Origin of the sequence: Streptomyces sp. NBC_00461, assembly GCF_036013935.1 — a bacterium.
GTDB lineage: Bacteria > Actinomycetota > Actinomycetes > Streptomycetales > Streptomycetaceae > Streptomyces.
The window spans coordinates 3,346,308-3,369,813 of sequence record NZ_CP107902.1; the positions used below are offsets into that span (position 1 = coordinate 3,346,308).

Sequence of the window (23,506 nt, forward strand, 5' to 3'; positions counted from 1 at the left end):
CCGGTGCCGCCCCTTCCTTGTGCCTCGACAACTCCCTGTGTGCCGGCGGCGTGAGCCGGCGGCGGACCGGTGAGGGATGCCCCCGTCGCCGAACTGCTCGTACGCCCCACCGAACAGGCCTGACCAGTCAACAAAGCAGCCCCAGGTCACCTCTGGTGCCCGTGCCTGTCGTCATCCCACAGGCCCCTTGGGCCACTTGCACCGGCGCGTGCCCCTCGCGCCTCGGCAGGCCGTTCACCCGCATGATTCGCCCAGGTCGCGTGCTTTACGCCGGGCAGCTCTGCTGGTGCCATGAGCGACAGGGGTGACGAAGAGCTCTCGGCCCGGGAGCGCGGCGAACTGGCCGAACTGCGGCAGCGGGTCCATGCCCTGGAGGACGCCGGGCCACCCAAAGCGGCCCGGCACCACCCGTTGCGCTCGCTCGGCTCGGCCCTGCTGATCCTTTTCGCCGCCCTGCTGGCGCTGCTGTCCGTCGTGGCGGTGTGGGCGAACAGCATCGTGCAGGACACCGACCGCTACGTCTCCACCGTCGGACCGCTGGCGAGCGATCCCGATGTGCAGCAGGCGGTCACCAAGCGGGTCACCAACGCCGTGCTGGCGCAGGTCGACGTGGACGCGCTGGTCAAGCAGCTGACGGACGCGGCCTCGTCCAAGGGCGTTCCCCCGCAGGCCGCCAAGCTGCTGGGCAACCTGGACGGTCCGATCGAGAACGGGCTCAAGCAACTGGTCAGCAGCACCGTGGAGCGGGTGATCACCAGCAGTGCCTTCGAGACCGTCTGGGTGAACGCGAACCGCAGGGCACACACGGCGCTGGACAAGGCCCTGACCGGCCAGGCCGATGGCGCCGTCCAGCTGAAGAACAACGAGGTCGTCGTCGACCTGGGGCCGATCGTCGCCAACGTCAAGGACCAGCTGGTCGCCGCAGGCTTCTCGCCCGCCGCGAAGATCCCAGCCGTGCACACGAACTTCGTGGTGTTCGCATCCAAGGACATCGGCAAGGTCAGGTCCTATGTGAGGGTGCTGCAGATCCTCGGCGGCTGGCTGCCCGTCATCGCGCTGTTGATCGCGGCAGCGGGGGTGTACGTGGCGTTCAACCGCCGGCACGCGCTGATCGGGGCAGCGCTGGCGGTCTTCGTCGCCATGCTGGTGCTCGGCATCGGTATCACCGTCGCCCGCGACGTCTACCTCAATCATCTGCCACCCGGCGCATCCCAGGCCGCCGCGGGAACCGTGTACGACGCCCTGGTCAAGTTCCTGCGGGCCGGTGTACGTGCCCTCGCCGCGGTCGCCCTCTTCACCGCCGCCGGCGCCTTCCTCGCCGGCCCGTCCCGGATCGCCGTCGTCACACGCACCGGCTGCAAGAAGAGCCTCGGCGCTCTGCGCGAGGTGACGACGTCGGCGGGCCTCCGTCTCGGTGCGGTCGGCCGGTTCGTCCATCGCTTCAAGCGCTGGATCGGGGTGGTCATCCTGGTGGTCGCGGCGATCGTCCTTTTCACTTGGACCTACCCGACCACGGCGGTCGTGGTGTGGACCGCGGTGATCACCCTGGCGGCCCTCGCGATCCGCGAGTTCCTGGACCTCGACGACTCCACCGCGCCCGCCGACGGCGGTATGGCCGCCGCTCACTGACTCGGCTCGCCGGGTGCCTCCGCCGGGGATAAGTTGGGTGAGGAAGCCCGTGAGCGGCCGTTTCGTGACCGCGAGACGTCGACCACGGCGAAGGCGGAGCACGCTCCGACATCAGTGCCCGGTTGCGCTGGTCTCGGCGGCGACCGCGCCACGGCCCACGGCCCACGGCCGACTCGGAGCGGTCGACCCACCACTCGCAGCCCGTCGCCACCGGCGTGTGAGGAGGCGACCATCCCCTGGAGCCGCTGTCATGACGGAGAACCACTTGGACGGCCGCGAGCTGCGGCACCGCACCCCGCAGGAGCGAGCCGCGCTCGGCAAGGCAGCGCGGGCCGAAGTGCCCCGTTCCAGCCAGGCCGAGTTCGCGCCGGGACCCAAGCGGCCGGATCCCCTGGAGATCATCGAGAAGCAGTCGGCGACGCGGCTGCCCGAGCTCGTACCGGTCCGCTACGGGAGGATGTCCGAGTCACCGTTCCGGTTCTACCGGGGGGCCGCGGCCATCATGGCGTCGGACCTCGCGGAGACGCCGAGGACGGGTTTCAGGACCCAACTGTGCGGTGACGCCCACATGTTGAACTTCCGGCTGCTGGCCTCGCCCGAGCGCCGCCTCATGTTCGACATCAACGACTTCGACGAGACACTGCCGGGCCCCTGGGAGTGGGACGTCAAGCGCCTGGCCGCCAGCCTCGTCATCGCCGGCCGGTTGAACGGCTTCAGCACCAAGGAGCGCGCCGCGATCGTACGGGCCACCGTAGGGTCCTATCGCGAGGGCATGCGCGGGTTCGCCGGAATCGGCAACCTGGGCGTCTGGTACGCCCAGTTCGACGACAACTGGGTGCGGAACCAGTTCGGGGCGGACCTGTCGGCGCGGGGCCGTGACCGCTGGGCGCGTGCCGCGGCCAAGGCCCGTTCGCACGACACCCTTCAGGTCTTCGACAAGCTCACCCATGTCGTCGACGGCAAGCGCCGTATCGTTCCCGACCCGCCGCTCATCACCCGCCTCGAGGACCTGATGCCGGACGATCAGCGCGGCCAACTGGAGCAGCAGATCAGGCGGCTGGTCGAGCGTTACGGCACGACCCTGCAGTCGGACCGGCGGTTCCTGCTGGAGCAGTACCAGCTGGCCGACATAGCGCGCAAGGTCGTCGGGGTCGGCAGCGTGGGCACCCGCTGCTGGATCGTGCTCCTGTTGGGCCGGGACGACGAGGATCCGCTGTTCCTCCAGGCCAAGGAGGCCGATCAGTCGGTGCTGGCACCCCACGTCGGAGACAGCGAATATCCCACGCAGGGCGAGCGGGTCGTCTCCGGGCAGCGGCTCATGCAGGCCACCAGCGACATCCTCCTGGGCTGGGAGCGGGTCGAGGGCATCGACGGCCGACGGCGCGACTTCTACATACGGCAGTTGCGGGACTGGAAGGGGGTCGCCGTGGCCGAGGACATGGTGCCGCGGGGCATGCGGACGTTCGGCGCTCTGTGCGGCGCGACGCTGGCCCGCGCCCACGCCAGGTCCGGCGACCGCATCGCCATCGCCGCGTACCTGGGCGGCGGGGACACCTTCGACCGGGCGCTGGTGACATTCGCCGAGCACTACGCCGACCAGAACGAGCGGGACCACCAGGCACTCGTCGACGCCGTCAGCACCGGGAAGCTGCCGGCCGAGGCAGCCTGAGGAGGCATTGGCCTCAGAGCCGTCGCGGCGATGAGACCGCCGATGCCACCAGGATGCGGGACCCGTGGACCGGTCATGGCCGGCTGGCCGTCTTGCCCAGGCCGGTGCCGTCGAACCGCCTCACGGACCTCACCCGCCACGGGTGATCACCCCTGCTGAGTCAACGCGCATGCTCGAAGAAACAGCGTTGGCGCTGCGTCTCACCGACGAAGTGAGGAATTCACCATGGCCACGACCACAACGCACCACCGTTCGGAAACCGGTCAGGCGGCCGCGGGTGGACTGACGATGTTCGCCGCCGTCCTGCTGTTCATCGCCGGTGTCCTGGACCTCCTCCGGGGCATCACGGCCATCGCCAACGACAACATCTACGTCTCCGCCCCCAACTACACCTTCAAGTTCGACCTGACGAGCTGGGGCTGGATCCAGCTGGTCCTCGGAGTGATCGCCGTGGGCGTGAGCGCCGGTCTCTTCACGCGCGCCACGTGGGCCAGGGTCGTCGGCGTCGGCATCGCCGGACTGCTGATCATCGCCAACTTCCTGTCGATGCCGTACTACCCCGTCTGGTCGCTCATCCTGATCGCGATGTACGGCTTCGTCATCTGGGCCCTGTGCGTCGTGCAGCGGGAGCCCTGAAACGAACGGTCGGCCGATCGGGCCGCTCACTGACGGCCTCTCCGGCCAGATGATCTCGTGAACTCCGGGTCCCGACCCGGGCCGTCGCTCGCGGAGCACGCTCTGCCTGCACTACTCGGGTGGCGGATCATTCGGTGGTGAAATGCCAGGTGGAGCGCCGCCTGCCGGCGTGTCGCCGGACGGTGGGCCCGGCGCTGCGGATCTGTCCAAATGGCGGGCGGCCCAGGGTTCGCGGGCGATGACCGCACCGGCGGTGATGCACAGGGCCGCGACCACGCAGAGCGTGATGAGCCAGGACAACAGAGTGAAGACCGCACCCAGCGAGCCGTACTTGTCCAGGCTGTGGTTGAGGGCCTGGGGCACGTACAGCGGTGCGGTGAGGGTGAGGACGCTCAGGGCCGTTCCGGTCAGCAGCGCGCCCGGCAGCAGTGGCAGCCACGGCACGCGCGCGGCCAGCAGCAGATGCTGCGTCCACCACCAGAGGGCGACCTCCGCGACCAGCAGCAGCGGCACACCCAGCCACAGGCCGAGCCCGAAGCCGGTGCGCAGGCTCCCCTGCAGTCCGAACATGACCAGCCACGCCGCGAGCCAGGCGATCCAGCGCCAGGCGGCCACCCGCGCGCTCGCCCCGGGCAGGCTCCAGGCTCGCTGGCACAGCCGTTGCATGGCACGGCTGCACGCGGTGGCCGAGATGAGCACCATCAGCCCGCCGACCACGCCGGTGGTCTGCCGAAGCTCGTCGGACGGATTACCGGTGCCCTGGACAACCTTCTTCAACTCGGCGTCCGCGCTTCCGGTCAGCCCGAAGGCCTCGTGCACGGACTTGACGAACTGATCACGCAACGCCGCCGGGGCGATGGAGGCCACCACGAACAGCAGCGGGACGGCCGTGAGGAACGTCTGAGCAGCCAGCCGGGTGGCCGAGTCGAGCACATTCACCGAGATCAGGTGCGACATCAGACGCGTGATCACCGGGAACCGGGCCTCGGCCCGGGCCCGCAACCCCATCAGCCGGGACCCGATCGAGGCGCCGGACTCCCGCCGCGCTGCCCGGCGTGGCGGGTGATCCGGGCCTTTCCCTCCGGCCCCTGTCCCTGACTGCATACTGCCAGGGTGTCGCCGCTGAGACCGTCTGGCTCCGGCACGAGCACGACGCAGGGCCGGATGGATCAACGAACCAGCACGAAAGGCGTGAACGGGACGGCGGTTTCAGAGACCCGGTGAGCCTCCGGCGCGAACCGGCCCCGCCGCCGAGGAGGGCCGTTCACCTGGCTTCACGAACCGCACGTGACGAGCGGGCGCGGCCTCCATCGACCTGTTCAGTTCAGTAGCAGGCAGCGCGGTTGAAGCCGGTGATGTTGAGCTTGAGGCCCTTCACCGCGTCGGTCTCCAGTTGCGAACCTGGGGCATTGGGGCCTCGTGGGCTGACCAGTGGATGCCCTGGAGGACCGGGCAGGTGTGTCCAACCGGGGCGCGGAGGTGCGTCAGTAGCCGGTGCCGCGCTTGACCTGGGCCCGCTCGATCCCGTGGGTCGCGCCCTTGTCGTCCAAAGTCCGACACGCGTCGTCGATGTCCTGGCTCAGGCGATCGACCTGCTCGCGGCTCAGGGTCTCCCTGACCAGGGCACGCAGGATCTTCACCCTCTCCGCGTTGGGCGGGAGCGTGTACGCCGGCACCATCCAGCCGCGCTCGGCCGAGAGCTGCCAGGCGATGTCGGACTCGTCGTAGGCGTACTTGCCGGCGAGACGGAAAGCGACCAGCGGCAGCTGCTCAAGGTCACTCCCGATCACTTCGAAGCGGCCGTTGCTCCGCAGGTTGTCCGCCAACGCGTGGGCGTTCTCCTGCATCATCTTCATGACGTAGGTGTAGCCCTGGCGACCGAGCCGGACGAAGTTGTAGTACTGCGCGAGCACCATCGACGCGCCGGTAGAGAAGTTCAGCGTGAACGTGGCGTCGGTCTTGCCCAAGTAGTTCTCGTAGAACACGAGATCCTTGGCCAGGTCGGACTCCTCGCGGAAGACCAGCCATCCGATGCCGGGGTAGACCAGGCCGTACTTGTGTCCCGAGACGTTGATCGAACGGACCTGTTCAAGCCGGAAGTCCCATTTCGAGTCCGGGTAGAGAAAGGGCCACACGAATGCGCCGCTGGCGCCGTCAACATGGATCGGAATGTCGAGGTCCCGCTCTTTGCGAACGTCCCGCAGGAGCTTGTCGATCCCGACGACATCGTCTTTGTGGCCGGTGAACGTGGTGCCGAGGACGGCGACGACGCCGATCGTGTTCTCGTCGAGGTGGGGCTCCACGTCCTCCGGGCCGATCGTGTACTTGCCCTCAGCAAGCGGCACGATCCGCGGCTCGACGTCGAAGTAGCGGCAGAACTTCTCCCACACGACGTGGACGTCCCCGCCGAAAATCAAGTTGGGCCGGTCGATCGACAGGCCGGCCGCCTGGCGACGCTCGCGCCACTTCCACTTCAGCGACATCGCTCCGAGCATGATCGCCTCGGACGAGCCCTGAGTCCGACATCCAGTCGTCCTGCCCGGCGCATGGAACAGGTCGGCGAGCATGCGCACGCAACGCTGCTCGATCTCGGCGGAAATGGGGTACTCCGCATGGTCGATGAAATTACGGTGGAGGTTCTCGGCGATCAGCCGCTGCGCCTCCGGCTCCATCCAAGTGGTGACAAACGTGGCGAGGTTTCGCTGAGGGTCGCCCTCCATGGCGAGATCCACATCCACGAGCCTCATTGCGTCCGTCGCGGCCATGCCTTCCTCGGGAAAGGTCTCCGAGGGTGCGGGCGCAGTCAGGAATCGGTTGCCGAAAAGGGCCACGTCGTCGCGCTTGGTCATACGACGAATCAAACAGTGCCGGAGCGTGCCTCCGGGAGGGACACGCCGAAGCAGAATAGCGAGGCGCCGAGCATGAACGAGATCGCGGCCAGCAGGTCAAACCGCGGAAGAAGCAAATCGTTCCAAGCCCATCAAGCACCCCTGGGACTACGAACACGTTTGAGTCGATCACCGGCCCGACTGCATTTTGGCCTTTTTCACCGCCGCCACAAGGAACCGGGCAGCCACACCGATCAGCAGCAAGTTCAGGGTCATCTGCGCGGTGACCAGCAGCCGGGCCGGTTCGCTGCGCGGGCTGATATCTCCGAAGCCGACGGTGCTGAAGACGGTCATGGTGAAGTACAGCGCGTCGCTCCGCGACAGAACCTCGCTGAAGCTTTCCGCACCGCTGCGCTCCATCAGGTAGTAGACCGTCGCGAACAGGAGCAGGTAGAGCGGGAGGGTTGTCCCCAGGGCCTCAGCGGCCCGCAGCTCGGGACGCGGGGACTGGGCGATCCTTCGGATGTGCCACACGAGGAGCAGCACCACGGCCGCCACACCGCCGACGAGCGCGAGGACCGTGCCGGCGGTGAAGGCCGAATCGAGCGGCAGCACGTAATAGGTGGTGACGAGAAGCGCCGCAGTCAGCAACGAACGCAGCAAGGCACGGAGCGCCTGGCGTCGGCCCTTGCGTGAAGTCTTGTCCACGGTTCCCTCGATGCGCCGCTGCGGTGATCGCGTTGTCGCTTCCGCTCGTGGCTTCAACGTCCCCGTGCTTCGGAGGCGCGTGTGGCAGGCGCACCAGATGGTCACCGGGATGGCGGCTTCCGGCTCGGGCCGCAAGGCGGCCTCATCGGGGAATGGTTAGGACACTCGCCTCTACTGGCAGTGGATCGGCTACAACACGATCGCGTTCGTCGTTGTTCTGACTGTCGGCTTCTTGTTGGTACTGGCCGGCAGCGACACCTTCAACCTGGACCTGGATCCTGTGAGCACCCATGGCAGCGGCTACGTCCTCCTCGCTCGCCGCTGCCAGGGCATCAGCAATCCGTGCCAGCGCCTCACTCACGTCAGTGAGTGTGTCCGCCGGCCGCAGCGTCCTTCTTGACCGTAAGAGGCAGCAACTTCTTCCCCGTGGGCCCGATCTGAATCTGCGTGTCCATCTGCGGACACACCCCACAGTCGAAGCAAGGCGTCCACCGGCAGTCCTCGACCTCTGTCTCGTCGAGGGAGTCCTGCCAGTCCTCCCAGAGCCAGTCCTTGTCGAGGCCGGAGTCCAGGTGGTCCCAGGGGAGGACCTCCTCGTACGTGCGCTCGCGCGTCGTGTACCAGTCGACGTCCACGTCGGAGTCCGCCAGCGCCTTGTCCGCGCACTGCATCCAGCGGTCGTAGGAGAAGTGCTCGCGCCAGCCGTCGAAGCGGCCGCCGTCCTCGTAGACCGCGCGGATGACGGCGCCGAGCCGGCGGTCGCCGCGGGAGAGGAGGCCCTCCACGATGCCCGGCTTGCCGTCGTGGTAGCGGAAGCCGATCGAGCGGCCGTACTTCTTGTCGCCGCGGATCTTGTCGCGGAGCTTCTGCAGGCGGGCGTCCGTCTCCTCGGCGGAGAGCTGGGGCGCCCACTGGAAGGGGGTGTGGGGCTTGGGGACGAAGCCGCCGATCGAGACCGTGCAGCGGATGTCGTTCTGGCCGGAGACCTTGCGGCCCTCGGCGATGACCTTCATCGCCATGTCGGCGATCTGCAGGACGTCCTCGTCGGTCTCCGTGGGCAGGCCGCACATGAAGTACAGCTTCACCTGGCGCCAGCCGTTGCCGTAGGCGGTGGAGACGGTGCGGATGAGGTCGTCCTCCGAGACCATCTTGTTGATGACCTTGCGCATGCGCTCGGAGCCGCCCTCGGGGGCGAAGGTCAGGCCGGACCGGCGGCCGTTCCTCGTCAGCTCGTTCGCCAGGTCCACGTTGAAGGCATCGACACGCGTCGACGGGAGGGACAGACCGATCTTGTCCTCCGTGTAGCGGTCCGCCAGGCCCTTGGCGATGTCGCCGATCTCCGAGTGGTCCGCGGAGGACAGGGACAGCAGGCCGACCTCCTCGAAGCCCGTCGCCTTCAGGCCCTTCTCCACCATGTCGCCGATGCCCGTGATCGAGCGTTCACGGACCGGGCGGGTGATCATGCCGGCCTGGCAGAAGCGGCAGCCGCGGGTGCAGCCGCGGAAGATCTCCACCGACATGCGCTCGTGGACCGTCTCGGCCAGGGGGACCAGCGGCTGCTTGGGGTAGGGCCACTCGTCCAGGTCCATGACCGTGTGCTTGGACACACGCCACGGGACACCGGACTTGTTCGGTACGACCCGTGCGATACGGCCGTCCGCCAGGTACTCCACGTCGTAGAACGCCGGGATGTACACCGAGCCCGTCTTCGCCAGGCGGAAGAGGACCTCCTCGCGGCCCCCGGGCCGGCCCTCCGCCTTCCACTCGCGGATGATCCTCGTCATGTCGAGGACGGCCTGTTCCCCGTCGCCGATGATCGCCGCGTCGATGAAGTCCGCGATCGGCTCGGGGTTGAAGGCGGCGTGGCCGCCGGCCAGGACGATCGGGTCGTCGAGCGTACGGTCCTTGGACTCCAGGGGGATGCCCGCCAGATCCAGTGCCGTCAGCATGTTCGTGTAGCCGAGTTCCGTGGAGAAGGACAGGCCGAACACGTCGAAGGCCTTCACCGGGCGGTGGCTGTCCACCGTGAACTGCGGGACGCCGTGCTCCCGCATCAGCGCCTCCAGGTCCGGCCAGACGCTGTAGGTGCGCTCGGCGAGGACGCCCTCCTGCTCGTTCAGGACCTCGTAGAGGATCATGACGCCCTGGTTGGGCAGGCCGACCTCGTACGCGTCCGGGTACATGAGCGCCCAGTGGACGTCACAGGACTCCCACGGCTTGACCGTGGAGTTGAGCTCTCCGCCGACGTACTGGATCGGCTTCTGCACGTGCGGGAGCAGAGCTTCGAGCTGCGGGAACACGGACTCGGCGGCCGCAGCGACTTCGGCAGGCATCTCGCGAACCTTCGTGGGAGGACTGGACTGACAGGGGTGACCATCTAGCGTAACGCGGCCGCACGGCCACCCCGACCGTTCAAGCCCCTCCCCGCCCCCTCAGACCTGCATCCCGGCCTTCGCCTCCTGCCACGCGGCGGGCAGCCCGGCCTCGGCGGCCGTCGCGCGCCCCTCCTCGCGGGCGTAGAGCACTCCGTACGTGAACGCGTTCTCCCCCGCCGCGTGTGCCACGGCGGACAGCTCGCGCAGGGTCTGGCGGGTCATGACGCTGTCCTGGTGGTCGCCCAGCAGGCTCTGCAGGGACTTCATCGACTTGGCCAGGGCGGACGCCGGGCCGCCGAGGGCGGCTGCGGCGACCTCCGCCGAGTACCGCGTCCGCTTCGCCTTCTTGCGGGCCTCGTGCAGGGCGAGGTCGCGGTCCTGGCCGGGTTCCAGGCCGATGGCCCGGTCCACCAGCTCCGCCAGCTTGCCGAAGTCCTTGCGTACGGCCTTGGCGATCACCATCTCCGGCGCTCCGGCGGCCGCCTCCAGCAGCGGCGGGTCCGCGACCAGCGCGTCCAGCCTGTCGAGCAGGACCAGATACCGCTTGGAGTCCAGGACGCCGGTCAGCCGGCGTCGCGAACCGCCGCGGCGGGCGCTCATCCACGTGCGCAGCCGGGTGCGGACCGGGCCGTGGAGCAGCGTCCTGGGCAGTGCGTCGAAGGCCGCCGTCAGGCGTTCGGTCAGCACCTCGGCGTCCCGGTCCACACCCAGCTCGCCGGCCAGCCACTTCAGTTCCTCGCCGATCGGGTCGGTGACGGTCCGGTCGAGAACCTTGGCGTACGAGCGGAAGGCGCTGCGCATACGGCGGGTGGCGACGCGCATGCGGTGCACCGAGTCGTAGGTGTCCTGCCGTACGGCCGGGTCGAGGGCGACGATGGCGTCCCGCTGCTCGCGGAGGTAGGCGAGGACGTGGTCGCCGGCCGTCTCGGGGGCCTCGGGCATCTGCTTCTTCGCAGCCTGCTGCTTCGCGCGCTGCTTCTTGGTGCCCTTCTTCCGCGGTGCCGTCTCCATCAGCGCTCGCGCGAGCTTCGACGCCGATGCGGACGGTCGTACGCCCGCCTTGCGCAGCCTCTTGTGGACTTTGTCGAGGAAGACCGGGTCGCCGCCGTCGGCGAGTTCCACCTCCAGCTCGGTCCACTGGGCGGAGCCGCCGTCGCCGGTGAGCCGCTCGGCGCGTACGGCGTCCACGCTGACCTCGGCGAGCAGCCGGCCCTCGGCGTCGACGAGGTCGCGAACGTCGCGGTCGGAGAGGAGGCGGACGACGGGCTGCAGTTCGGCGTCGCGGACGCGGGAGCGGACCAGGCCGGCCAGGACGCGCGGGACGGTGTCGGAGAGCGGGGCCCGGATCTCGTCGCGGACGTCGGGGGCGACCGGGAACTTCAGGTGCCAGCCCGCGTCGGATCCGCCGGTGCGGCGGCGCAGGGTGATCGCGGCCGCGGCGAGGCGTTCGTCGGGGGTGTCGTAGTAGGTGGCGTCCAGATGGGCGACGCCCTTGTCGACGACGGACGCGACACCGGCGACGCCGGTCAGGTCCGGCAGGCCGCTGTCGTCGGATTCGTACTTCCGCTCGATCTCGCGCTTTGTGTCCGCCATGACCTGAATCTAGTGGGATTCAGGTCATGGCGGCAGAGCCTCTCGGAGGTGAATCCCGGGGGGATGCGGGGGAAACGCGGGAGCAACGCGCGGGTCCCTACGCGGACATCGGCCGCTGCACCTTGATCGACTGGAGCAGTCCCACCGCTATCCACACCGCGAACATCGACGAGCCGCCGTACGACACGAACGGTAGCGGCAGGCCCGTGACCGGCATGATGCCGAGGGTCATGCCGACGTTCTCGAAGGTCTGGAAGGCGAGCCAGGCGACGATTCCGGCAGCGACGATCGTGCCGTACAGCTCGGTCGAGTCGCGGGCGATGCGGCAGGCGCGCCACAGGACCACGCCGAGGAGGACGATGATCAGTCCCGCGCCGAGGAAGCCCAGTTCCTCGCCCGCGACCGTGAAGACGAAGTCGGTCTGCTGCTCGGGGACGAACTGGCCGGTGGTCTGCGAGCCGTGGAACAGGCCCGCTCCGGTCAGACCGCCCGAACCGATCGCGATACGCGCCTGGTTGGTGTTGTAGCCGACGCCGGCGGGGTCGAGCGCGGGGTTGGCGAAAGCGGCGAAGCGGTTGATCTGGTACTCGTCCAGGATGTGCAGCTGCCAGACGGCGATCGCGCCGATGGCGCCCGTGGCGATGAGGCCGAAGACCCACCGGTTGGAGGCGCCGGAGGCGAGCAGCACGCCGAGGATGATGATCACCATGACCATGACGGATCCGAGGTCCGGCATGAGCAGGACGATCAGGATCGGTACGGCGGCCAGGCCCAGGGCCTGCAGCACCGTGCGGTGGTCGGGGTGCTTCTTGTCGCCCGCGTCGACTCTGGTGGCCAGCAGCATCGCCATGCCCAGGATGATCGTGAGCTTCACGAACTCCGAGGGCTGGAGGGAGAAGCCGCCGCCGAGCACGATCCACGAGTGTGCGCCGTTGACCGTGGAGCCGAGCGGGGTGAGCACCAGCAGGATCAGCAGCACCGAGGCGCCGTAGAGGATGGGGACGGCGGTGCGCAGGGTGCGGTGGCCGAGCCAGACCGTGGCGATCATCAGGGCGAACCCGATGCCGGTGTTCATGATGTGCCGGATGAGGAAGTAGTACTGGTCGCCCTGGTTGATCTCGGTGCGATTGCGGGTCGCCGAGAAGACGAGGACCGCACCGATCATCGAGAGCGCGAGCGCCGCCAGCAGTATCGGCCAGTCCAGGCGGCGGGCGAGCGAGTCGCGGGCGAAGATCCGCGTCCAGCCCGCGCGCGCGGGTCCGTACCCGGAGACGGAGAAGCTGCCTGCACCGGTCATGTGAGCATCCTCCGGCTTCCCCTTCTGCGCGGCCGCCTGCGGGTCGTCCGGTTCGTCGTGGTGGGCGAGGCGGTGGTCGCGCCGGGCTGGGTCTGGTCGGGGGCGGTCGTGCCCTTTTCGGTGGCCTTCTGCAGGTCCTTGAGCTGCTTGGCCGGGTCCTTGGAGATCTTCGGAGAGGCGATCGTGCCGTCCGTCCGGACCTTGGGCAGGCCCTTCTGCGGGCTGGGCAGCAGCGCCTTCTTCTTGTCGATCGAGCCGTCGGAGTTGACGCCGTACAGGGCGCTGTAGATGTTGCGGACCGCCTCACCGGAGGCGCCGGAGCCGGTACCGGCCTGGGCGATGGTCATGACGACCGTGTAGTCCTTGGAGTACGTGGCGAGCCAGGAGGTGGTCTGCTTGCCGTAGACCTCCGCGGTACCGGTCTTGGCGTGCAGTTCGATCTTGTCCTGCGGCCAGCCCTGGAACTTCCAGGCGGCGGTACCGCTGGTGACGACGCCCGCGAGGGCCTTGTCGATGCCCTTGAGCGTGGCCTGGGTGACCGGGAGTTTGGCCTTGACCTTCGGCTTGATCTCCTTGACGGACTTGCCGTCGGGGCTGATGACCGCCTTGCCGATGGTCGGGACGTACTCGGTGCCGCCGTTGGCGAGCGCCCCGTAGATCATGGCCTCCTGGATCGGGGTGAGGAGGGTGTCACCCTGGCCGATGGAGTAGTTGATCGAGTCGCCCTCGCGCATCTTGTTGCCTTCGAGGCAGTTCTCGTACGCGATCTTCTCGACGTAACTGCCGTCCTTCTTGCCGGTCCTGCACCACGAGTCCTTGTTGGCCTTCCAGTAGTCCTCCTTCCACTGGCGGTCGGGGACGCGGCCGGTGACCTCGTTGGGAAGGTCGATGCCCGTCTGCTTGCCGAGGCCGAACTGGTGGGCGGTCTTGTAGAAGTAGTCCTTCGGCTCGCCCTTCTTCGGGTTGATGCCGCCGTCCTTCTTCCACTCGCGGTCGGCGAGGCCGTAGAAGACGGTGTCGCAGGAGACCTCGAGCGCCCGGCCGAGCGAGATGGGGCCGAAGTTCTCGCCCTCGAAGTTCTTGAAGACCTGGCCGCCCACCGAGTACGAGCTGGTGCAGGGGTAGCCGCCGTCCCAGACGTAGCCGGCCTCGACCGCGGCGGCCGTGGAGACCACCTTGAAGGTCGAACCGGGCGCCGACTGACCCTGTATGGCCCTGTTCAGCAGCGGGTAGTCGGAGTCCTTGCCGGTGAGCTTCTTGTAGTCCTTGGCGGAGATACCGCCGACCCAGACGTTCGGGTCGTAGGTGGGCGCGGACGACATGGCGACGATACGGCCGGTCTTGGCCTCCATCACGACGACGGCGCCCGAGTCGGCCTTGTAGTTCTCGCCGGTGATCTTGTCGAACTGTCCGCGGGCTGCCTTCATCGCCGCGTTCAGTTCGTATTCGGCGACGCGCTGGACGCGGGAGTCGATGCTGGTGACGAGGCTGGAACCGGGTTCGGCGGCGTCCGCCTTGGCCTTGCCGATGACCCGCCCGAGGTTGTCGACCTCGTAGCGGGTGACGCCCGCCTTGCCGCGCAGTGCCTTGTCGTACTCGCGCTCCAGGCCGTTGCGGCCGACCTGGTCGGAGCGCAGGTAGGGCGAGTCGGTGTCCTTGGCCTGCTGGATCTCGTCGTCGGTGACGGGCGAGAGGTAGCCGAGGACCTGGGCGGTGTTGGCCTTGCCGGGCGACGGGTAGCGGCGCAGGGCCTCGGGCTCGGCGGTGATGCCGGGGAAGTCCTCGGAGCGCTCGCGGATCTGCATGGCCTGGCGGGGCGTGGCCTCGTCGGTGATGGGGATCGGCTGGTAGGGCGAGCCGTTCCAGCACGGCTGCGGCGTCTTGGCGTCGCACAGCCGGACCCGCTGCATGACTTCGGTGGGCTTCATGCCCAGGACCCCGGCCAGCTTGGTGAGGACCGCCTTGCCGTCGTCCTTCATCTTCAGCAGGTCGGTGCGGGAGGCAGAGACCACGAGGCGGGTCTCGTTGTCGGCGAGCGGTACTCCGCGCGCGTCCAGGATCGATCCGCGTACGGCTGGATCGACGACCTGCTGGACGTGGTTGCCGGACGCCTCCTTGGCGTATGCGTTGCCCTCGCGGATCTGCAGGTACCACAGACGGCCGCCGAGGGTGCCGAGCAGGGAGAGGACGAGAATCTGGATGACGACGAGTCGGATCTGGACCCGTTGGGTCCGACCGGTCTCGGGGATGTTGGTCACTGCTGTTGCCTCCCCCTCTCAGTGTGTGTCTGTGTCATATCCGACGGAGCTGTGAAAGCGTGCCGCCGACTCCCGCGCTCTCACAGCCGCTTGACCCCCTTGATGCGGCCCACGCGCGTGGTACGGGTACGGGCCTTGGTCTTCAGCCCGCCGAGGCCACCGCGCTGGCCGCCGACCTTGAGGCCGGTGCCGGCGGAGATCCAGCCGGAGGTGATGTCGGTCGCCTTCTTGGACGGGGAGTTGGTCTCGGCGAGGGGGTCGTTGTCCGCGCGCCGGGCCAGGGCCATGATCCCGGGGACCACGAAGGGGGCGAGGAGCAGGTCGTACAGGGCCGCCGTGAACAGCAGGCCGACGAGGCCGACATGGCGGGCGGCGGTGTCACCGACCAGGGCGCCCACACCGGCGTAGAGCAGGGTCGAGCCGACGGCCGCGGCGGCCACGACGATCATGGGCCCTGTGGCCGATTTCAGCCGCCCGTTCTCCGGTTTGACCAGTCCGGCGAGGTAGCCGACGACGCACAGCACCAGGGCGTAGCGCCCGGCGGCGTGGTCGGCGGGCGGCGCGAGGTCGGCGAGCAGGCCCGCGCCGAAGCCGACGAGGGCGCCGCCGACATGGCCGTACACCAGGGCCAGGCCCAGGACGGTGAGCAGGAGCAAGTCGGGGACGGCGCCGGGCAGATGGAGCCGGGCGAGGACGCTCACCTGGATGACCAGGGCTACGACGATCAGGGCCGAGGAGAGCAGGATCCGGTTGACACGCATGGGGATTCAGCTCCTACTGCTGCTGGGTCTGGCCGTCGGGGGACGCGTTCGCGGACGGGGTGACCGTGACGGTGACCGTCGGCGTGGGCGTCGGCTTGGGCTTCTTCGGGAGCACCGTGTCGCGGGGGTCCTGCTTCGGGGCCTCTACGACGACACCGACGATGTCGAGTTTGGTGAAGCCGACGTAGGGCGTGACGTAGAGGGTGCGGGTCAGGTCGCCGCCGGAGGGGTCGACCCGGGAGACCACGCCGACCGGGACGCCCGGCACGAAGGGCTTGTCGGCCTCGGAGCCGAAGGTGACGAGCCGGTCGCCCTTCTTCACGTCCGCCTTGCTGTTGAGCAGTTCGACGCGCAGCGGGCGGTCGCCCTGTCCGGAGGCGAAGCCGAGTTCGTCGCTGCCCTCCATGCGGGTGCCGACGGTGAAGTCCGGGTCGTTGGCGAGCAGGACGGTCGAGGCGTCGGGGCCGACGGTGGTGACCCGCCCGACCAGACCGTCCCCGTTCAGGACGGTCATGTCCCGCTTGATGCCGTCGTTGGCGCCGATGTCGATGGTGATCGTCCAGGAGAAGCCCTGGGCCGCCCCTATGGCGATGACCTGGCCACCCTTGATGCCGTACTGGCCCTCGGCGGAGACCTTCAGCATCTTGTCGAGCTGTTTGAGGCGGCTGGAGTTGCGGTCGTCGCTGCCGAGCTTCGCCTTGAGGGCCGCGTTCTCCTTTTCCATGCGGGCGAGCCGGTCGTGCCGGGTGCCCGAGTCGCGGATCGCGGAGACGGCGTTACCGACCGGGTCGACCGCCGACGACATCCCGTTCTCGACGGGGCCGAACACCGCGGCGGCACCCTGGCGGGCACCGTCGACCGGTGAATCCTCTCCGCCCCGGATGTCCACCGTGATCAGCGCGAACGCGACGGCGATCAGCAGCACCAGGAGCAGCCGGCTCTCTCGTGTGTCCCTCACGTGCGGCGGCCGTGCCTTCCTCATAGGAATGTGCAGAGGTTTGGGTATTCAGGTGTGCGGAGGCTTATGGGCGAGCTTATGCCTCCATATCAACGATCCGCCGCACGAGAGGAGATCATCTCGTACGGCGGAATCGAAGAGTTACTTCATCTGCGCGGCTGGGCGTCCAGCACCTGCTGGAGCGCCTCGAACTCCTCGACGCACTTGCCCGAACCGAGCGCCACGCTGTCCAGCGGGTCCTCGGCGATGTGGATCGGCATGCCCGTCTCGCGGCGCAGCCGCTCGTCGAGTCCGCGCAGCAGCGCCCCGCCGCCCGTCAGCACGATCCCCCGGTCCATGATGTCGCCGGACAGCTCCGGCGGGCACTTGTCGAGGGTCGTCTTGACGGCGTCGACGATGGCGTTGACCGGCTCCTCGATCGCCTTGCGCACTTCGGCGGCGGAGATGACGACGGTCTTGGGCAGCCCGGAGACGAGGTCCCGGCCGCGGATTTCGGTGTGTTCGTCAGCATCGAGCTCGTACGCCGAACCGATCGTGATCTTGATCTGCTCGGCCGTCCGCTCACCGAGGAGGAGGCTGTACTCCTTCTTGATGTGCTGGATGATCGCGTTGTCCAGCTCGTCACCAGCGACGCGGATGGACTGTGCGGTGACGATTCCGCCGAGCGAGATGACCGCGACCTCCGTGGTGCCGCCGCCGATGTCCACCACCATGTTGCCCGTGGCCTCGTGGACCGGCAGGCCGGAACCGATGGCCGCGGCCATGGGCTCCTCGATGATGTGCACCTGGCGGGCGCCCGCCTGGGACGACGCCTCGATGACGGCACGGCGCTCGACGCCGGTGATGCCGGAGGGCACGCACACGACGACGCGCGGCCGCGCGAGATACCGACGCTTGTGGATCTTCAGAATGAAGTAGCGGAGCATCCGCTCGGTGATCTCGAAGTCGGCGATGACACCGTCCTTCAGCGGTCGCACGGCAACGATGTTGCCAGGGGTCCGCCCGATCATCTTCTTCGCCTCGGCGCCGACCGCGAGGATGCCACCGGTGTTGGTGTTGATCGCGACGACGGACGGCTCGTTGAGTACGATCCCGCGACCCCTGACGTACACCAGCGTGTTGGCGGTCCCGAGGTCGACAGCCATGTCACGGCCGATGAACGACATTGAGTTCCCCATCAGGATTCGTCTGGCCTTCCTGGGAGCTTTTGAGTGCTTTTCAGGTCGGCGAAGTGGGTGCTGTGACGTGAAGGCTTCCATCGTAGACGCGCCTGCACGAACACTGCGCGAGGGTCTTCGCCATTGTCAGCAGATGAAGTGCCGCATCGCTTGTGGAGACGGCCTATCGGGGGCACTCGTTCCCCCGATCGGCACGCATATGCCGAAGGGCGGCCGAAATCCTACGGCCGCCCCAGGTCAGACGGGCGGGCGACCTGACGGAACCTCAGAAATATCCACGAAAGTTCCGCGCACGGCTCCCCCGGGGCACCTCGGACCCGGCCGGCCGGACAACCCGCGGACGACCCGAAGTCGTCAGCTGCCCAACCCCCGCAGGACTACGCGCGGCCGGGGAAGAAGATCTTCACCTCGCGCTGGGCGGACTCCTCGGAGTCGGAGGCGTGGATCAGGTTCTCGCGGACGATCACGCCGTAGTCGCCGCGGATGGAACCGGGGGCGGCGGCGATCGGGTCGGTCGGGCCGGCAAGCGCGCGCAGTCCCTCGATGACCCGCTCGCCCTCGACGATCAGCGCGACGACCGGGCCGGACGCCATGAACTCCACCAGCGGCTCGTAGAAGGGCTTGCCCTTGTGCTCGCCGTAGTGCTGCTCCAGGGTCTCCTGGTCCAGGGTGCGCAGCTCCAGCGCGGTGATCTGCCAGCCGTCCTTGCGCTCGATACGGCTGATGATCTCGCCGGTCAGGCCACGGCGGACCGCGTCGGGCTTGAGCAGGACGAGGGTGCGCTGAGTCACTGCGGGCTCCTATGAATCAAGGGTTCTGCTGAATCAAGAGTCGTGCTGAATCAAGGGTTCTGCGAGGTGTTCGAAGATTACAGGGCGTGTCCGGACCCCTGTTACGCAGCGTCAGCTGTGGAGGAGCCGGCCTCTGCCGCGAATCTGGCCTTCGCCTCGTCGATCTTTCGTCCGTAGTGCACCGAGGCCCACCACAGGGCCGCGAAGACCACGCCCAGGAAGAACATCGTCGGGACGACGAAGCCGGAGGCGATGAGGGCGATCTGCAGGGCCCAGCCGAGGACGATCCCGGCCGGCCGCGTCACGACACCGCACAGCGCCACGCACAGGAACATCGCGATGCCGCTGACCGTCCACACCGTCGCCATGGACAGGTCGGGGTCCTTCATGGCGACCAGCCCCGCGAAGCCGATCACGAAGAACTCGCCGATCAGGGTCGAAGCACAGAGCGTACGCACGGGCCGTCAGCCCCTTCCCAGAAGAAGCCGGGCCTCGCCGACCGTGATGACGGAACCGGTGACGAGGACGCCGCCGCCCGCGAACTCACCCTCCTCCTCGGCCAGCGTGATCGCGGCCTCCAGAGCGTCCGGCATCGCCGGCTCGACCTGGACGCGCTCCTCGCCGAACACCTCCACGGCGATCGCTGCCAGCTCGTCGACGTCCATCGCGCGGTGGCTGGAGTTCTGCGTGACGACGACCTCGGCGAAGATCGGCTCGAAGGCCTCCAGCAGTCCTCGTACGTTCTTGTCGGCGCTGGCGCCGACGACGCCGATCAGCCGGCTGAAGTCGAAGGCCTCACCGACCGCCTCGGCGGTGGCACGGGCACCCGCCGGGTTGTGGGCGGCGTCCAGCACGACGGTCGGGGACCGCCGTACGACTTCGAGCCGGCCCGGGGAGGAGACGGCGGCGAATGCCTTGCGGACGGTGTCGATGTCCAGCGGTTCGGGACGCTGGGAGCCGACTCCGAAGAACGCCTCGACCGCGGCGAGCGCGACGGCGGCGTTGTGGGCCTGGTACGGGCCGTGGAGCGGGAGGTACACCTCGCCGTACTCCCCACCGAGGCCGCGCAGCGTGAGCACCTGGCCGCCGACGGCGACCTGCCGGGCGACGACCCCGAACTCCAGCCCTTCCCTGGCCACGGTGGCGTCGACCTCGACGGCCTTCTTCAGCAGCACCTGCGCCGCGTCGACCGGCTGCTGCGCCAGGATCACGGTCGCGTCCTGCTTGATGATCCCGGACTTCTCCGTGGCGATCGCGGCGGGCGTCTCGCCGAGCCGGTCGGTGTGGTCGAGGTCGATGGGGGTGACGACGGCGACGTCCCCGTCGATCACGTTCGTCGCGTCCCAGGAGCCGCCCATGCCGACCTCGACGACCGCGACGTCGACAGGCGCGTCGGCGAAGGCCGCGTACGCCATGCCGGTCAGCACCTCGAAGAAGGACAGCCGGTACTCCTGCTGCGCGTCGACCATCTCGACGTACGGCTTGATGTCCTCGTACGTCTCGATGAAGCGCTCGGCGGAGATGGGGCTGCCGTCGAGGCTGATGCGCTCGGTGACCGACTGGACGTGGGGGGAGGTGTAGCGGCCGGTGCGCAGTTCGAAGGCGCCGAGGAGGGCCTCGATCATGCGAGCCGTGGAGGTCTTGCCGTTCGTCCCCGTGATGTGGATCGAGGGGTACGAGCGCTGCGGGTCGCCCAGCACGTCCATCAGCGCGGAGATACGGCTGACCGACGGCTCCAGCTTGGTCTCGCCCCATCGTGTCGCCAGCTGCGCCTCGACCTCGCGCAGGGCCTTGTCGACCTCGGGGTCCTCGGGACGCGCGGGCACGTCTGCCTCCGGCGGGCCGCCCTGGGTGCGCAGGGTGCGGCTGCCGGCCTCGATGACCGCGAGGTCGGGGTCGCGGTCGGCTTCTGCGGCGATGATCTCGTCGAAGGCGTCGGGCTCGTTGTCGAAGGCGTCGGGCTCGTTCTGGTCGCTCACGGACTCAGTCTACGGAGGCCGACTGACAGTGTGCCCACGGAGTGGGGTGGCCGGTCATTGCCGGCGGGCGCGGGGAGTCTGCGGCTTGTCGCGCAGTTCCCCGCGCCCCTCGAGGTCGGCTACTGCTGGGGCAGGCGGTCCAGTTGGGCCTTGATCCTCGCGATGTCCTCGTCCGCCTTGGCCAGGCGGCCGCGGATCTTGTCCACGACGTTGTCCGGGGCCTTCGCCAGGAACGCCTCGTTGCCGAGCTTGGCCGTGGCCTGGGCTTTCTCCTTCTCGGCGGCCGCGAGGTCCTTGGCGAGGCGCTTGCGCTCCGCCACGACGTCGATCGTGCCGGAGAGGTCGAGGGCCACCTCGGCGCCGGAAACCGGCAGGGTCGCCGTCGCCGTGAAGCTGTCGCCCTCCGGCTGGAGGCGCAGCAGCTGGCGGATGGCCGCCTCGTGGGGCGCGAGCGCCGTGCCGTCGAGGCTCAGCCGGGCCGGGACGCGCTGGCCCGGCTGCAGACCCTGGTCGGCACGGAAGCGGCGGACCTCGGTGATGACGGACTGGAGGCTCTCGATCTCCCGCTCGGCGGCGGTGTCCCGGAAGCCGCTGTCGGCCGGCCACTGCGCGATGACGACCGACTCGCCGCCCGTGAGGGTGGTCCAGAGGGTCTCCGTGACGAACGGGACGACCGGGTGCAGCAGCTTGAGGGTGACGTCGAGGACCTCGCCGAGGACGCGCTTGGAGACCTCGGCCGCCTCGCCGCCCGCCTGGAACGTCGTCTTGGACAGCTCGACGTACCAGTCGAAGACCTCGTCCCACGCGAAGTGGAAGAGCGCGTCCGACAACTTCGCGAACTGGTAGTCCTCGTAGAGCGCGTCGACTTCGGCGACGACGGAGTTGAGCCGGGAGAGGATCCAGCGGTCCGTCGCGGACATGGCCGACGCGTCCGGCAGGGGGCCGTCCACCGTGGCGCCGTTCATCAGCGCGAAGCGCGTGGCGTTCCAGATCTTGTTGGCGAAGTTGCGGGAGCCCTGGACCCAGTCCTCGCCGATCGGGACGTCGACGCCCGGGTTCGCGCCACGGGCCAGAGTGAACCTGAGCGCGTCGCTGCCGTACTTGTCCATCCAGTCCAGCGGGTTGACCGCGTTGCCGAAGGACTTCGACATCTTCTTGCCGAACTGGTCGCGGACCATGCCGTGCAGGGCGATGGTGTGGAACGGCGGGGTGCCGTCCATCGCGTACAGGCCGAACATCATCATCCGGGCGACCCAGAAGAAGAGGATGTCGTAGCCGGTGACCAGGACGGAGTTCGGGTAGAACTTCGCGAGCGACTCGGTCTGTTCGGGCCAGCCGAGCGTGGAGAAGGGCCACAGGCCGGAGGAGAACCAGGTGTCCAGGACGTCGGTGTCCTGACGCCAGCCCTCCCCGGTGGGCGGCTCGTCGTCGGGGCCGACGCAGACGACCTCGCCCTCCGGGCCGTACCAGACCGGAATACGGTGGCCCCACCACAACTGCCTTGAAATACACCAGTCGTGGAGGTTGTCGACCCAGTCGAAGTACCGCTTCTCCATCTCCTGCGGGTGGATCTTGACGCGGCCGTCGCGGACCGCGTCTCCGGCGGCCTTCGCGAGCGGGCCGACCTTCACCCACCACTGCATGGACAGACGCGGCTCGACGGTGGTCTTGCAGCGCGAGCAGTGGCCGACGGAGTGGACGTACGGCCGCTTCTCGGCGACGATCCGGCCCTCGGCGCGCAGGGCGGCGACGATGGCGGAGCGGGCCTCCAGCCGGTCCAGGCCCTGGAAGGGGCCGTGGGCGGTGATGACAGCGTGCTCGTCCATGATCGTGATCGCCGGGAGGTCGTGGCGCCGGCCGATCTCGAAGTCGTTCGGATCGTGGGCCGGGGTGACCTTGACGGCGCCGGTGCCGAACTCGGGGTCGACGTGCTCGTCCGCGACGACGGGGATGGAGCGGTCGGTGAGCGGCAGCTTGATGAGCTTGCCGACGAGGTGCTTGTACCGCTCGTCCTCGGGGTGAACGGCGACGGCGGTGTCACCGAGCATGGTCTCGGCACGGGTCGTGGCGACGACGATGGACTCGTCGCCCTCCCCGTACTTCATGGAGACCAACTCGCCGTCGTCGTCCTGGTACTCGACCTCGATGTCGGAGATCGCGGTGAGACAGCGCGGGCACCAGTTGATGATGCGCTCGGCGCGGTAGATCAGCTCGTCGTCGTAGAGCCGCTTGAAGATGGTCTGGACGGCCTGCGACAGCCCCTCGTCCATAGTGAAGCGCTCGCGCGACCACGCGACGCCGTCGCCGAGGCGGCGCATCTGGCCGGAGATCTGCCCGCCGGACTCGCCCTTCCACTGCCAGACGCGCTCGACGAAGGCCTCGCGGCCGAGGTCGTGCCGCGACTTGCCTTCCTTCCCCAGCTCGCGCTCGACGACGTTCTGCGTGGCGATGCCGGCGTGGTCCATGCCGGGCTGCCACAACGTCTCGAAGCCCTGCATGCGCTTACGGCGCGTCAGCGCGTCGATGAGGGTGTGCTCGAAGGCGTGCCCGAGGTGCAGGCTGCCGGTGACGTTCGGCGGCGGGATGACGATGGTGTACGGCGGCTTGTCGCTCTTCTCGTCCGCCTCGAAGTAACCCCGCTCCACCCAGCGCTCGTACAGCGGGCCCTCTACGTCGGCCGGCGCGTACTGGGTCGGCAGTTCGGAGTCGGGCGCTGGTGGCTGCTGCTGAGCGTTCTCGGTCACGCGCTCAGTTTAGGGGTGTCACGGGGCAGCCCCGAAACGCGTTTGTTCTGTAACGGTGCGCCCCCCGCCGGAACGCGCGCTCGAGGTCTAGGCCAGGATGTC

18 protein-coding genes are annotated in these 23,506 nt (G+C 68.5%); 3 read left to right on the top strand and 15 right to left on the bottom strand.

Annotated elements, in window-relative coordinates; all coding sequences use genetic code 11:
- The first annotated feature begins 291 nt into the window (after positions 1-291).
- The 3 genes from OG870_RS15730 (at position 292) to OG870_RS15740 (ending at position 3,934) form a co-directional block, all read left to right on the top strand.
- Positions 292-1,629: a hypothetical protein gene (locus tag OG870_RS15730; RefSeq protein ID WP_266584665.1), complete on the top strand. Its 1,338-nt coding sequence runs from the start codon at positions 292-294 to the stop codon at positions 1,627-1,629.
- A gap of 250 nt (positions 1,630-1,879) precedes the next feature.
- Positions 1,880-3,298 (top strand): DUF2252 domain-containing protein, encoded by a 1,419-nt coding sequence (locus tag OG870_RS15735; RefSeq protein WP_266584663.1) that lies wholly within the window; start codon positions 1,880-1,882, stop codon positions 3,296-3,298.
- A gap of 225 nt (positions 3,299-3,523) precedes the next feature.
- Entirely contained in the window at positions 3,524-3,934 is a 411-nt protein-coding gene (locus tag OG870_RS15740; protein ID WP_266514276.1) for a DUF7144 family membrane protein, read from the top strand.
- Positions 3,935-4,045: 111 nt separating this feature from the next.
- Here OG870_RS15740 and OG870_RS15745 read toward each other — a convergent pair whose 3' ends face one another.
- From OG870_RS15745 to OG870_RS15815, 15 genes are all read right to left on the bottom strand, one after another.
- Positions 4,046-4,891 carry a YhjD/YihY/BrkB family envelope integrity protein gene (locus tag OG870_RS15745; protein WP_266514278.1) on the bottom strand — a complete coding sequence of 282 codons (846 nt, stop codon included), beginning with the start codon at positions 4,889-4,891 and terminating at the stop codon, positions 4,046-4,048.
- A gap of 527 nt (positions 4,892-5,418) precedes the next feature.
- Positions 5,419-6,783 (bottom strand): glutamate decarboxylase, encoded by a 1,365-nt coding sequence (locus tag OG870_RS15750; protein ID WP_266514280.1) that lies wholly within the window; start codon positions 6,781-6,783, stop codon positions 5,419-5,421.
- A gap of 168 nt (positions 6,784-6,951) precedes the next feature.
- Positions 6,952-7,470 carry a potassium channel family protein gene (locus OG870_RS15755; protein WP_266584659.1) on the bottom strand — a complete coding sequence of 173 codons (519 nt, stop codon included), beginning with the start codon at positions 7,468-7,470 and terminating at the stop codon, positions 6,952-6,954.
- Positions 7,471-7,612: 142 nt separating this feature from the next.
- Entirely contained in the window at positions 7,613-7,831 is a 219-nt protein-coding gene (locus OG870_RS15760) for a hypothetical protein (protein ID WP_266584657.1), read from the bottom strand.
- Between the two features lies 1 nt (position 7,832).
- Positions 7,833-9,803, bottom strand: a complete 1,971-nt coding sequence (locus OG870_RS15765) for a TIGR03960 family B12-binding radical SAM protein (protein ID WP_266514288.1) — start codon at positions 9,801-9,803, stop codon at positions 7,833-7,835.
- Between the two features lie 99 nt (positions 9,804-9,902).
- Positions 9,903-11,438 carry a CYTH and CHAD domain-containing protein gene (locus OG870_RS15770; protein ID WP_266584637.1) on the bottom strand — a complete coding sequence of 512 codons (1,536 nt, stop codon included), beginning with the start codon at positions 11,436-11,438 and terminating at the stop codon, positions 9,903-9,905.
- A gap of 97 nt (positions 11,439-11,535) precedes the next feature.
- Positions 11,536-12,735, bottom strand: coding sequence for a rod shape-determining protein RodA (gene rodA, locus OG870_RS15775; RefSeq protein ID WP_266514293.1), 1,200 nt, complete (start codon positions 12,733-12,735; stop codon positions 11,536-11,538).
- On the bottom strand, positions 12,732-14,993 hold the full coding sequence (mrdA, locus tag OG870_RS15780; RefSeq protein ID WP_266584635.1) for a penicillin-binding protein 2: 2,262 nt from the start codon (positions 14,991-14,993) through the stop codon (positions 12,732-12,734). The genes rodA and mrdA overlap by 4 nt, the downstream gene beginning before the upstream one ends.
- A gap of 80 nt (positions 14,994-15,073) precedes the next feature.
- A complete protein-coding gene (gene mreD / locus OG870_RS15785; protein WP_327691000.1) occupies positions 15,074-15,754 on the bottom strand; it encodes a rod shape-determining protein MreD in 681 nt (226 codons plus the stop codon).
- Positions 15,755-15,767: 13 nt separating this feature from the next.
- A complete protein-coding gene (gene mreC, locus OG870_RS15790; protein WP_266514301.1) occupies positions 15,768-16,712 on the bottom strand; it encodes a rod shape-determining protein MreC in 945 nt (314 codons plus the stop codon).
- A gap of 146 nt (positions 16,713-16,858) precedes the next feature.
- Positions 16,859-17,878 (bottom strand): rod shape-determining protein, encoded by a 1,020-nt coding sequence (locus OG870_RS15795; RefSeq protein ID WP_266514304.1) that lies wholly within the window; start codon positions 17,876-17,878, stop codon positions 16,859-16,861.
- A gap of 389 nt (positions 17,879-18,267) precedes the next feature.
- A complete protein-coding gene (gene ndk / locus OG870_RS15800; RefSeq protein ID WP_266514307.1) occupies positions 18,268-18,681 on the bottom strand; it encodes a nucleoside-diphosphate kinase in 414 nt (137 codons plus the stop codon).
- Positions 18,682-18,782: 101 nt separating this feature from the next.
- Entirely contained in the window at positions 18,783-19,139 is a 357-nt protein-coding gene (locus tag OG870_RS15805; protein WP_266514310.1) for a DUF4233 domain-containing protein, read from the bottom strand.
- A 6-nt stretch (positions 19,140-19,145) separates the two neighbouring features.
- Complete coding sequence (gene folC / locus OG870_RS15810; protein ID WP_266514312.1) at positions 19,146-20,660, bottom strand: bifunctional tetrahydrofolate synthase/dihydrofolate synthase; 1,515 nt, start codon at positions 20,658-20,660, stop codon at positions 19,146-19,148.
- 119 nt (positions 20,661-20,779) lie between these two features.
- The gene (locus OG870_RS15815) at positions 20,780-23,404 is read right to left on the bottom strand and encodes a valine--tRNA ligase (protein ID WP_266840434.1); all 2,625 of its coding nucleotides are present in this window, start codon (positions 23,402-23,404) and stop codon (positions 20,780-20,782) included.
- Positions 23,405-23,506: the final 102 nt, after the last annotated feature.